The sequence below is a fragment of the Treponema sp. OMZ 790 genome, assembly GCF_024181285.1.
Taxonomy (GTDB): domain Bacteria; phylum Spirochaetota; class Spirochaetia; order Treponematales; family Treponemataceae; genus Treponema_B.
Genome location: NZ_CP051201.1, coordinates 2,620,653 through 2,633,058, shown reverse-complemented (window position 1 = coordinate 2,633,058; position 12,406 = coordinate 2,620,653). Strand labels below are relative to the sequence as shown.

8 protein-coding genes and 1 CRISPR repeat array are annotated in these 12,406 nt (G+C 34.2%); of the genes, 5 read left to right on the top strand and 3 right to left on the bottom strand.

The window, feature by feature from the left end:
• Positions 1–5: 5 nt before the first annotated feature.
• The 3 genes from E4O01_RS12440 to recQ are packed head-to-tail and all read right to left on the bottom strand — an operon-like array spanning position 6 to position 4,025.
• Positions 6–653, bottom strand: coding sequence for a P-II family nitrogen regulator (locus tag E4O01_RS12440; RefSeq protein ID WP_253692502.1), 648 nt, complete (start codon positions 651–653; stop codon positions 6–8).
• Positions 650–2,131 (bottom strand): DUF1538 domain-containing protein, encoded by a 1,482-nt coding sequence (locus E4O01_RS12435; protein ID WP_253692501.1) that lies wholly within the window; start codon positions 2,129–2,131, stop codon positions 650–652. Before E4O01_RS12435 ends, E4O01_RS12440 begins: the two co-directional genes overlap by 4 nt.
• Positions 2,132–2,153: 22 nt before the next feature.
• Positions 2,154–4,025 carry a DNA helicase RecQ gene (gene recQ / locus E4O01_RS12430; RefSeq protein WP_253692500.1) on the bottom strand — a complete coding sequence of 624 codons (1,872 nt, stop codon included), beginning with the start codon at positions 4,023–4,025 and terminating at the stop codon, positions 2,154–2,156.
• A gap of 408 nt (positions 4,026–4,433) precedes the next feature.
• Between recQ and E4O01_RS12425 the strand changes: the two genes are divergently transcribed.
• The 5 genes from E4O01_RS12425 (at position 4,434) to csn2 (ending at position 11,742) form a co-directional block, all read left to right on the top strand.
• Complete coding sequence (locus tag E4O01_RS12425) at positions 4,434–5,636, top strand: DDE-type integrase/transposase/recombinase (RefSeq protein ID WP_371819575.1); 1,203 nt, start codon at positions 4,434–4,436, stop codon at positions 5,634–5,636.
• A gap of 68 nt (positions 5,637–5,704) precedes the next feature.
• The gene (gene cas9 / locus E4O01_RS12420; RefSeq protein ID WP_253692498.1) at positions 5,705–9,892 is read left to right on the top strand and encodes a type II CRISPR RNA-guided endonuclease Cas9; all 4,188 of its coding nucleotides are present in this window, start codon (positions 5,705–5,707) and stop codon (positions 9,890–9,892) included.
• Positions 9,889–10,761 (top strand): type II CRISPR-associated endonuclease Cas1, encoded by an 873-nt coding sequence (gene cas1, locus E4O01_RS12415; RefSeq protein ID WP_253692497.1) that lies wholly within the window; start codon positions 9,889–9,891, stop codon positions 10,759–10,761. Before cas9 ends, cas1 begins: the two co-directional genes overlap by 4 nt.
• A gap of 4 nt (positions 10,762–10,765) precedes the next feature.
• The gene (cas2, locus tag E4O01_RS12410; RefSeq protein WP_253692496.1) at positions 10,766–11,071 is read left to right on the top strand and encodes a CRISPR-associated endonuclease Cas2; all 306 of its coding nucleotides are present in this window, start codon (positions 10,766–10,768) and stop codon (positions 11,069–11,071) included.
• Positions 11,068–11,742 carry a type II-A CRISPR-associated protein Csn2 gene (gene csn2 / locus E4O01_RS12405; protein WP_253692495.1) on the top strand — a complete coding sequence of 225 codons (675 nt, stop codon included), beginning with the start codon at positions 11,068–11,070 and terminating at the stop codon, positions 11,740–11,742. The genes cas2 and csn2 overlap by 4 nt, the downstream gene beginning before the upstream one ends.
• A 93-nt stretch (positions 11,743–11,835) precedes the next feature.
• Positions 11,836–12,201: direct repeats of the CRISPR family, unit length 36 nt; unit sequence GTTTGAGAGTTGTGTAATTTAAGATGGATCTCAAAC.
• Positions 12,202–12,406 lie beyond the last annotated feature (205 nt).

Here is a 12,406-nt window from a genome sequence, read left to right as displayed (position 1 = left end):
AAAACCTATTTTATACCGTAAGCCTTGCTTATCGGAATAACAAAAAGAATTCCGTGTCCGTCTTTTTCTACATCGGAATTTTTTCTGATTGCTTCAACAACTTTTTCAAGCTGTTCATCATCGACAATAGTTAAAACAATTTCTTTTTCGGGTTCGATTTCCATGTCAAAGATAACCTTTGTCTGGTTTAAACCTGAACCTCGTGCATGAATTATTGTGCCGCCGCGTGCTCCTGCTTCTAAAGAAGCATCGACAACTTCATTGGCTTTTCCTCTATTAACGACAGTAAAAATTGCAGATTTCATAGTTTTAACCTCCTCCCGTTTAAATACGGGTTTTTCGCCCTCTAAGGCATTTTCAATATTAATAAAACTTAAAGGCATACGGAATGCTATACCGAAATTTTTCCGTGTAAGATTGAATTTTTTATTTAGATCATCCATGAGGCCGTCTAAAAATTCTCCATCTCCTGCCGTTAAAATCAATTCTTTTCTTGTCTCTTGAATTCCTAAAAAATCAAGGAGTTTGCTTTTTACGGTTCCGAATGCAATCATTATTGTTGCACCTGTCAGTCCTTTATCTTTAGCGTATTTTACGATTTTACGCGCACGGCCGAAAGGCACCAAAATTATCAGAAGGGAAAAATTTTTCATTTTTGTTCTCCTCCGCTTTTAATCTTAAAAATCAATCCTAAAATTTGCAGCGAAATAATAGGAGCCAGAGCAACGGCCGCTATAATGCCGAAGCCGTCTATTAAAACATTTGCCGTCGGTGTGGAATTGGCAAGCCCTTGCGCAAGGGATAAAACAAAGGTTGCAGTCATCGGTCCTGATGCAACACCTCCGGCATCAAAGGCTATACTTACAAAAAGATCCGGAACAACAATGGACAGCAAAAGTGAAACTATATATCCGGGAAGAAGAATATGCCACAGTTGAAACGCAGGTTCAATAATTCTAAGTAACGAAAGCATTACCGCAAAACTGACTCCGATACATAAAAAGACTAAAACTATCTTGCGCGGAATATGGCCGCTCGTTACGTTTTCTATTTGTACTGTCAAAACATAAACTGCGGGCTCTGCTAAAATAGAAACAATACCTATCAATGCTCCGATAAAAAGAATTAAGGAGTGCGTTCCTATTTCGCCTAAGCGGCTGCCCATTGCGATTCCTACATCCAAGAATCCCGATTTTGCTCCCCACATAAATAGAAATAAACCTATCAATGTAATTATCAAACCCTTGAGTATGGGAATTAAATCCTTTGCGCGCAGTTTAATGCTTATAAAGTTTGTAATTAAAAATATTACGGTTAAGGGTAAAAGCGATATAAGGCATTCATATAGAACAGGAAGAAAATGTTCTGCAAATGGATAGAAAATCTGTGTATGTACATCCAGATTAAAAACAAAATCATCGGCGGATATTTCTTTTGTTTTTCCTAAAACGCTCAAAGCCAATACTGCTAAGATTGCTCCGGCAGAAGCCATTCCTACAAGCCCGAAAGCATCTCTTTCGGAAGCGGCCGAATCTTTTTTCATTTCGGAAACACCGGCAGCCAAAGCCAAAATAAACGGAACTGTTATGGCTCCCGTTGTGGTTCCCGAAGAATCGAAGGCGATGGACATAAACTCTGCAGAAGAAAATAAAGAAAGCAAAAATATAATTCCGTATGAAACGGCAAAAACAATTTTTTGTGAAACATTGAATACCGTGCGCAATATACCGAAAACAACGAAGGCTGCAACACCGACTGAAACAACTACAACGAGTCTCAGTGCAGGAATTCCGTTTTTTGTTACGGTTTTTACTTGGCTTGCCAAAATCTGTAAATCGGGTTCTGCTATCGAAATTAAAAAGCCTAGGGCAAAGCCTCCTAAAATCAAGATAAAAATTTTATTCCGTTTTGTAATTTCTTTTCCCATTTGTAAACCGATTTTTGTAACGCTCATTTCGATTCCGAATAGAAAAAATGCAAGACCGAATATTATACATACGCTTCCGATTAAAAACCTTATAAAGACTTGATAATCTATATGAATAAATGCAAAATTCAAAATGGTAGTTAAAATGACGATGGGTAAAACCGACATTAAGACTTCTTTAAATTTATCAACCAGGATATTCATATTTTAAGACCTTAATCCCCTTTTACTTATGAGAGGTAACAAGTTGAACAATAAGTTCTCCATATTTATCTTTTTTTGCTTTTCCTATGCCGAAGATATTATCCAGTTCTGCAATCTTGGACGGTTTTTTAAAACCTAAGTCGAAGATGGTCTTATCCGAAAAAATAACATAAGCCGGAACTCTTGCTTCATCCGCGAGTTCTCTGCGTTTTTGTTTTAGTGCATTCACTATTGCCGTACCGCGGGCATCTAATTTGATTTCGGTTGTTTGGGGTTTTGATTTTTGTTTTATTTCCTTTTTAGAGGAATTATCTTTTTCATAATCGAAAGGAAGTAAAATACTGGTTCGGGATTGAAGCTCTTCTTTTGCTTTTTGTGTAAGCGACAATACCGAATAGTCTTCATCCTTTATAAGGTAGTCTTCAGCCAATAAAACGCGTACAAGGGCAAACCAGCCTTCCCTGTTAAATTCCGTACCTATTCCCCAGACGGAAAGGTCATTGTGCTTGTTTTCGAGTATGCGCTTTTGTTTTGAACCTAAAAGAACATCGATTATGTAGCTTGCTCCGAATCGGCAGCCGGTTCTGACAACACAGGATAAGAATTTTTGAACAGGAACCGTCAAGTCGGTTTTTTCTATTTTTTCTCTGGAACAAAAATCACAGCAAGGTGCATCGCCCTGTATTTCTTTTAATTTTTCTTCAGAAATATTTTCTCCGAAATATTTTAAAATCGCCCGGCGGCGGCAGCTGTTGGCTTGTGCATAATTACTGATAGCGGAAAGCATAGTTTCAGCTTTTCTTACCTCATCGGGAGATTTATCCTGCATCAAGAATTTAAGCTTAAAAATATCGGCAGCAGAAAAAAGCAAAAGAGCATGTGCCGGGTTTCCATCCCGCCCTGCTCGGCCTATTTCCTGATAATACTGCTCAATGCTCTTGGGTAAATCAAAGTGAATGACAAACCTTACATTAGGTTTATTTATACCCATTCCGAAGGCTACGGTTGCTACAATTATTTCTATATCGTCATTGATAAAATCGTTTTGAGTTTTTTGCCTAAGCTCATCGGAAAGTCCCGCATGATAGGGTTTTGCATTGTATCCTAAAACCGACAGTTGAACGGAAAGAGTGTCTGCCTGCTTGCGGGAAAAACAGTAGATAATTCCGCTTTCTCCCTTATGTTCTTTTAAAAATTCCGAAGCCTGTTCGAAAGGCTTTTGCTTTTCTTTCACTTCCAAAAAAATATTTTTGCGGTTAAAGCCGGCAATAAATTCTTTAGTCTTTTTGAGCTTCAGCATTTTTTTTATGTCGGAGCGTACCTTTTCAGTCGCCGTTGCCGTTATGGCAAGACATGCGGTCTCTTTTAAAAGTTTGCGTATCTCGGCCAACTGTCTGTATTCAGGTCTAAAGTCATGTCCCCATTCCGAAATGCAGTGAGCTTCGTCGATTGTAAGACAATCCACTTTTATTGAAGAGAGGAGTTCTTTACAGCGGTCACTGACCAGAGTTTCAGGAGCAACATAGAGGATTTTAACATCCCCATTCTTAATACGGCGTATGTTATCGGCATATTTTTCCCAGTCCAAGGAACTGTTTAAGGCAACCGCCTCTACCCCTATCGTTTCCAAACCGCAAATCTGATCGTGCATAAGAGAAATAAGGGGAGAAACTACTATGGTTAATCCTTCAAAAATGAGGGCCGGAATCTGATAGCATAGAGATTTTCCGCCTCCTGTAGGCATCACCGCAAGAACATCCTCTTTTTGGAGAATACTATCTATAATTTCTTTTTGGAAGGGTCTGAATTCATCATAGCCGAAGACCTGTTTTAAAATATCTTCAGGGGAGGAGATTGTCTTTTTACTGTCAGAACCTTTTGATCCGCGCGTCATATATGGATGATATTATACCCTAAAACGCCAAATTAAGCAAGCATCAAACGAAAAGTTATGAGAAGTAGTAAGTATACAAGCCGTTGGGGCAAGTAATTTGATATAAATTCTGGACAGCCGGGAAAAAATAAGCTATAATTCTGAATAATCAATAAAAAAAGGCTTAACATAGTTAAGCCTTGATGCTCCACAATGAGCGGTCGCTCCTCAAGGGAGGACGATTTTGATGAATTCTTATTTGAACTCGTTGTGTAATTTAAGATGGATCTTAAATTGTGTGAGTATATTTTAATCTTTTTTAAAGGAATGGTCAAGTATGCGCATTGCCTCACGTTAAATCTAACCGAAAAAAAAGCTGTTCATCACGTAAAAATCTAACTTAAAATAGAAGCCCTAAGGAAGGGCAAAATGAGGTTAGATATGAAAATGAGAAAGAAGCTGACTGAGGAAATAGTGAAACGGTACTGCACTGCGGGCAAGAAACAAAAGACGAAAATCCTCGATGAGTTTGTCGCAACAACCAAATACAACCGAAAGTATGCAATTCACATTCTGAAAAACAGTGCATACATAAAAATAACGCATTTTAACAACGTCGCCAAAAAGAGTGTGAATGTTATTAAAAAGACACGAAAAAAGCGAACCTATGAAAAATACTACGGTCAAGACGTACAAGAGCAAGTCATCCGGCTATGGATTTTTTCGATGTACCTATGTTCAAAACGGCTCGTGCCTTTTATACGTGATAATATCGATTACTTTGCTCAAAAGTTCGGTTATGATGAACAACTTAAAGCAAAACTTGCTCGCATATCAAGCGCAACGGTCGGTAGGATTCTCAAGCCTGAAATTCCAAAACATTCTATCCGAGGTATTTCAACAACACGGCCTTCAAAGAATCTTAATAAGCTCATTCCAATCCGCACCTTTTTCGACTGGGATGAACGCAAACCGGGCTTTTTTGAGGTTGACACTGTCGCAAACTGTGGTATAAGTACTAAAGGACAGTATATTTGCACACTTACCCTTACTGATGTTCATTCAGGTTGGACGGAAAATAGAGCCCTTTTAAACAAAGCTCACCGATGGGTAAAAGAAGCGATAGAGGATGTGAAAATAAACTTACCGTTTCAGATGAAAGGTATTGATAGCGACAACGGAAGCGAGTTTAAGAATATGCAGCTTTTGCAATGGTGCAACACGAATAATGTTATCTTTACTCGAAGCCGATCGTATAAAAAGAATGATAATTGTTTTGTTGAACAGAAAAATGACAGTGTGGTAAGACGCATTGTCGGCTACTATCGATTTGAGGGAGAGGAGACACGAAGCGTTATGGCTGACCTTTATGAGCAATATAACATGCTTGTAAACTTCTTTTTTCCTTCAATGAAGATTATTTCAAAGCACAGGGTAGACGCAAAGGTCATAAAGAAATATGATGAAGCTAAGACACCGTATCGTAGGCTTATGGAGAGTTCTGATATAAGCGATGCTGAAAAAGATGAACTGCGACGTAGGAAGGACAGACTAGATTTACAACAGCTGATTGATAAAACACAAGAGCTACAGAGCAAACTTATTTCAATGGCTCACAGCTGGTCTACATAACTACGGTTAGATTTTTACTTGAGTAACGCATATCATTTGGGTTAGATTTTTACATGAGGAAATACGGTATGAAAAAGGAAATTAAGGATTATTTTCTCGGATTGGATGTAGGAACAGGATCGGTCGGCTGGGCAGTTACTGATGGTGACTATAAGCTTTTAAAGGCTAATCATAAAGACCTTTGGGGTATGAGGCTTTTCGATACGGCAGAAACAGCCGAAGGCCGAAGGCTATATAGAGGAGCCCGGCGCCGTATTGAGAGAAGAAACAAAAGAATAAAACTGCTTCAAGAGCTGTTTGCCGAAGAAATTGCAAAAAAAGATGAGGGATTTTTCCAAAGAATGAAAGAAAGCCCTCTTTATGCAGAAGACAAGACCATATTACAGGAAAATAGTCTTTTTAATGATAAAGATTTTAACGATAAGACCTATCATAAAACCTATCCTACTATAAATCACCTGATAAAGGCTTGGATTGAAAACAAGGTAAAGCTTGATCCGCGGCTTTTGTATTTAGCCTGCCATAATATTATCAAAAAAAGAGGCCATTTTTTATTTGAGGGAGACTTCGATTCGGAAAATCAATTCGATACTTCTATAAAGGCTCTTTTTGAATATCTGCGTGAGGATATGGAGCTCGATATTGATGCAGATGCTCAAAAAATAAAGGATATTTTAAAGGACAGCTCTTTAAAAAATTCGGAAAAGCAAAGCCGGTTAAATAAGCTTTTAGGATTGAAGCCGTCCGACAAACAAAAAAAAGCTATTACGAATTTAATATCGAGTAACAAGGTAAACTTTGCAGACCTTTATGATAATCCCGACTTAAAAGATGCTGAGAAAAACGGTATATCTTTTTCTAAAGACGACTTTGACGCTGTAAGCGATGAGCTGGCCTCATTTTTAGGAGACTCCTTTGAGCTTTTGTTAAAAGCAAAGGCTGTATATAATTGTTCGGTTCTTTCAAAGGTAATAGGAGATGAACAGTATCTTTCTTTTGCAAAGGTTAAGATATACGAAAAGCATAAGAGCGATTTGACTAAATTAAAAAATGTTATAAAAAAATATTTCCCGAAGGATTATAGAAAAGTATTCGGATATAAGCAATCTGAAAACAATAATTGTAATTATTCAAGATATGTAGGGGTATGTAAAACCGGAAGTAAAAAAAAGATTATAAAAGAGACTACCGGTCAAGAAGATTTTTATAAATTTTTAAAAACTATCCTTTCATCCAAATCGGATATAAAAGAAATAAATGATATATTGTCCGAAATTGAAATAGGAACTTTTTTGCCTAAGCAGGTATCTAAAAGCAATGCAGAAATTCCTTATCAATTGCGCAGGATGGAATTGGAAAGGATATTAGCCAATGCAGAAAATCATTTTTCTTTTTTAAAACAAAAAGATGAAAATGGTTTATCTGTCAGTGAAAAAATCATAATGCTTTTAACATTTAAGATTCCTTATTATATTGGGCCTATAAACGATAAACATAAAAAATATTTTCCTGATAGATGCTGGGTCATAAAAAAAGAAAAAACTCCTTCGGGTAAAACTACACCTTGGAATTTTTTTAATCATATTGATAAGGATAAAACAGCTGAAGCCTTTATTACAAGCAGAACTAATTTTTGTACATACCTAACAGGAGAAGAAGTTTTACCTAAAAACTCTCTTTTATATTCCGAGTTTACCGTTTTAAATGAAATTAATAATTTACAGATTACCATTGACGGAAAAAATATCTGCGATATTAAATTAAAACAAAGAATATATGAAGAGCTATTTAAAAAATATAAAAAAATTACACAAAAGCAGATTTCAACTTTTATAAAACATGAAGGTATTTGCAATAAAACGGATGAAGTAATTATTTTAGGCATCGATAAAGAATGTATATCTTCATTAAAATCATATATAGAACTAAAAAATATTTTCGGTAATAAAATTGATGAAATTTCTACAAAGAATATGCTTGAAGAGATTATACAATGGGCTACTATCTATGATGAAGGAGAAGGTAAGAGTATTCTTAAAGCTAAAATAAAGAATGAGTATGGTAAGGTTTGTTCCGATGAGCAAATCAAAAAAATTCTAAACCTTGAATTTTCAGGCTGGGGCCGTCTATCACGCAAATTCCTTGAAACTGTCACATCAGAAATTCCCGGATTTAATGAACCTGTAAATATAATAACGGCAATGCGTGAAACTCAAAATAATTTAATGGAACTGCTCAGCAATGAATTTAAATTTACTGAAAATATTAAAAAGATAAATTCGGCGTTTGAAGATACCGAAAAACGATTTTCATATAACGGTTTGGTAAAACCATTATTTTTATCGCCGTCGGTAAAAAAAATGTTATGGCAAACTCTTAAACTTGTAAAAGAAATATCTCATATTACCCAAGCCCCTCCTAAAAAAATATTTATCGAAATGGCAAAGGGTGCAGAACTTGAGCCTGCAAGAACTAAGACGAGATTAAAAATTTTACAGGATTTGTACAGTAACTGTAAAAATGATGTGGATGCTTTTAGTTCCGAGATAAAGGATCTTTCAGGTAAAATAGAAAATGAAGATAACTTAAGACTTCGCAGCGACAAACTTTATCTTTATTACACACAGCTTGGGAAGTGTATGTATTGCGGTAAACCAATTGAAATAGGACATGTATTTGATACAGGCAAGTATGATATCGATCATATTTACCCTCAATCAAAAATTAAAGATGACAGTATAAATAATCGGGTTTTAGTATGCAGCAGCTGTAATAAAAACAAGGAAGATAAATATCCATTGAAGACTGAAATTCAATCAAAGCAAAGAGGCTTTTGGAATTTTTTACAAAAACATAGTTTTATAAGCCTCGAAAAATTGAACAGATTAACAAGGGCAACTCCAATCTCTGATGACGAAACAGCAAAATTCATTGCTCGGCAGCTTGTAGAAACAAGACAGGCAACCAAGGTTGCAGCAAAGGTATTGGAACAAATTTTCCCCGAAACTAAGATTATTTACTCTAAGGCTGAAACAGTATCAATGTTTAGAAATAAATTCGATATTGTAAAATGCAGAGAAATAAACGACTTTCATCATGCCCATGATGCATATTTAAATATTGTTGTCGGAAATGTATATAATACAAAATTTACAAATAATCCTTGGAATTTTATAAAAGAGAAACGGGATAATCCGAATATTGCCGATACTTATAACTACTATAAGGTTTTTGATTATGATGTAAAAAGAAATAATATTACGGCATGGGAAAAAGAAAAAACAATTGTCACTGTAAAGGATATGCTTAAAAGGAATAGTCCTATTTATACACGTCAAGCATCCTGTAAAAAAGGAGGGCTATTTGACCAAACTATTATGAAAAAAGGTTTGGGGCAACATCCTCTAAAAAAAGAAGGTCCTCTTTCGAATATTTCAAAATATGGCGGCTATAATAAAGTTTCTGCAGCATATTATACCCTTGTAGAATACGAAGAAAAAGGAAAAAAGATACGCAGCTTAGAAACCATCCCTTTATATTTGGTAAAGGATATTCAAAAAAATCAAGATGGATTAAAAAGCTATTTAAAAAACCAGATAGGGAAAAACGAATTCAAAATTTTGATTTCTAAAATAAAAATCAACTCTTTCTTAAAAATTAACGGATTCCCTTGCCACATTACCGGAAAAACCGGCGACTCCTTTGTGCTAAGACCCGCTGTTCAATTTTGCTGTTCACATGACGATGTCCTTTATTTTAAAAAAATCATAAGATTCAATGAAATAAGAAGTCAACGAGAGAAAATTGGAAAAACAATCCATACTTATGAGGATTTATCTTTTAGATCCTATGTAAAAGAAGAACTATCAAAAAAGAAAAAAACTGATGAAATAGGAGAAAAAGAGTTTTATGAACTTCTCCAAAAGAAAAATTTGGAGATCTATGATATGCTTTTATCAAAACATAGAAATACTATCTACAAAAAAAGACCTAACTCTGCGACCATTGATACATTAATCAAAGGGAAAGATAAATTTAAATCTTTAATAATCGAAAATCAGCTTAAAGCTATTTTAGAGATTTTAAAATTATTTTCTGCAACAAGGAATTTAGCGGATTTACAATATATAGGAGGAAGCAAAAATGCAGGAAATGCACGAATAGGAAATAAAATATCAAGTCTTGATAACTGTATTTTAATTTATCAATCGATAACCGGCGTTTTTGAAAAAAGGATTGATCTGTTAAAAATATGAGTTGGAGAACCGTTGTCATTTCAAATAGAGCAAAACTGGATTTACACTTAAATCACCTCGTAGTTAGAGGAGAAAAAATTCAAAAAGTTTTTATAGAAGAAATTTCGGTTTTAATCATTGAAACGACAGCGGTTTCTATAACCGCAGCCTTATTAAATGAACTTATAAAACAAAAGGTTAAGATAATTTTTTGTGATGAAAAACGGAATCCGGCTTCTGAATTGGTAGGATATTACGGAAGTCATGATACCGGCGAAAAAATCAGGCTTCAAATAAAATGGGATAAGAATATTAAACAGCTTGTATGGACTGAGGTAGTAACAGAAAAAATAAGACAGCAAAAATACCTCTTAGAAAAACTGAAGCTTCCGCAAGCGAGTTTACTGGCTGAGTATATTACCGATATAGACATTAACGATAAAACAAATAAGGAGGCTCATGCTGCAAAAGCATATTTTGCAGCACTATTTGGAGCAGGGTTTTCCAGAAGTTTGGATATCCCTATAAATGCCGCTTTAAATTACGGATACAGTATCTTACTTTCTGCATTTAATCGTGAAATAACTGCAAACGGTTATATTACACAACTCGGAATTTTTCATGATAATATATTTAATCCTTTTAATCTTGCCTCAGACCTTATGGAACCCTTCAGGCCTTTGGTAGATGCGGAAGTGTTTAAACTTAATCCTCAAAAATTTGAACATGAGGAAAAATTAAAAATAGTGGATGTTGTAAATAAAAAGGTGTTTATAAATAATAAAGAGCATTATCTAAATAAGGCTATCGAAATTTTTGTGCACAGTATCTTTGATGCTCTAAATGAAAAGGATATTTCACAAATTAAATTTTACCGCGATGAGTTATAGATTTATGAGAGTTATAGTTTTTTTTGATTTACCCGTAATAACACCCGAAAATAGGCATAATTATTCGACATTTCGAAAGTTTTTAATTAAATCCGGTTTTATTATGCAGCAAAAATCTGTTTATTCAAAATTAGTTTTAAATCTTACAAATAGAGATTCTGTAGTAAAGAATATAGAAAAGAACAAACCGCCTGAAGGCTTGGTTGAAGTATTAACAGTTACCGAAAAACAATATGCAAGGATGGAAATTATTATTGGAGAATCAAAAACAGAATATTTAAATACTGATGAAAGGCTCGTTGTTATATGAAATTAGTACATCCTGATCTCGAAAATCAAATAGTCTTTTTAGAAAACACAGTTAATGTTTTAACCATAGAAAATAAAAGTTTTTTTACCGAATTTACATCTGAGCTTTTTAGTCAATATTTAGGCAATGAAGGAAAATTCGTATTATCGGAAGATAATAAAGAGCTTTCTGTCTCAAAAACATGTGAACTTATATTAAATCCTATAAATATTGATATAAATAATAAACAAAATCTAAATAAAATTTATTCGATTTTAAAACAAAGTATTTCCGATGAGTACAATTATATAAAAACATGCGGTATAAAAAGTGAAATATTAAAGTACATAGATGAGATAGTTTTTTCTTTAGACATACCCCTCAAAAGAGATGACGAATTTGATTTGACTAGCATATTTAAAGCTGTTAATATTTCTTTTGAAACAGAATACAAGAATTTACTTGAAAAAATTATAGACTATATAAGTGCTTCTGTGGAATTAAATCAAATAAGATGCTTTATTTTTATAAACCTGAAACAGTTTTTAAATTTCAAAGACCTATCCGAGCTATATAAATTTGCCCGATATATAAAAACAAATCTCTTTTTAATAGAGGGGTCATACATATCGACAAAAGAAGATTGTGAAAAATCTTATATTATTGATAATGACCTTTGTGAAATATATTGACAATAAATAATTCTCATGGTAGTATTAAAGAGTAATCATCTTAGATTACCGCTATCCATAGTGTGATAGGCTCTCCCCTACGCCATATCTGACGTTTGAGAGTTGTGTAATTTAAGATGGATCTCAAACAAATACACTAAATGGAAACAAGGAATGACAGTTTGAGAGTTGTGTAATTTAAGATGGATCTCAAACACTTCATTAACATTAGCAATATCACCGGAGGTTTGAGAGTTGTGTAATTTAAGATGGATCTCAAACTAATTTACCGATTAAAAATCCTATGATAGCGTTTGAGAGTTGTGTAATTTAAGATGGATCTCAAACAAGGAGATTAAACAAAATGACAAATGAACAGTTTGAGAGTTGTGTAATTTAAGATGGATCTCAAACAGACATTTTTATTTTGCAGGAATGTTTACGGTTTGAGAGTTGTGTAATTTAAGATTAAAAATAATATTTGATGCTTGAATTTTAATCGATATTGAGTTAATCTATTATTAATGATGAACGAAAGAAGAAACCAAGTATAGGAGCGATGGAAGGAATACCTTTGGCAGTTGGTTCAATTCCAACCGCTTTCGTTCATCTTATTTTTGTTTGTGTTATCATAATCAATTTACATATTGATAATTTTTAGTATTTATTAATCTGAAATATTTGA

Excerpts from the sequence above, each read along its gene's own strand:
- csn2 (WP_253692495.1), top strand. The coding sequence starts at position 11,068 with ATGAAATTAGTACATCCTGATCTCGAAAATCAAATAGTCTTTTTAGAA.
- cas2 (WP_253692496.1), top strand. The coding sequence starts at position 10,766 with ATGAGAGTTATAGTTTTTTTTGATTTACCCGTAATAACACCCGAAAAT.
- E4O01_RS12440 (WP_253692502.1), bottom strand. The coding sequence starts at position 653 with ATGAAAAATTTTTCCCTTCTGATAATTTTGGTGCCTTTCGGCCGTGCG.
- cas9 (WP_253692498.1), top strand. The coding sequence starts at position 5,705 with ATGAAAAAGGAAATTAAGGATTATTTTCTCGGATTGGATGTAGGAACA.
- recQ (WP_253692500.1), bottom strand. The coding sequence starts at position 4,025 with ATGACGCGCGGATCAAAAGGTTCTGACAGTAAAAAGACAATCTCCTCC.
- cas1 (WP_253692497.1), top strand. The coding sequence starts at position 9,889 with ATGAGTTGGAGAACCGTTGTCATTTCAAATAGAGCAAAACTGGATTTA.
- E4O01_RS12425 (WP_371819575.1), top strand. The coding sequence starts at position 4,434 with ATGAGGTTAGATATGAAAATGAGAAAGAAGCTGACTGAGGAAATAGTG.
- E4O01_RS12435 (WP_253692501.1), bottom strand. The coding sequence starts at position 2,131 with ATGAATATCCTGGTTGATAAATTTAAAGAAGTCTTAATGTCGGTTTTA.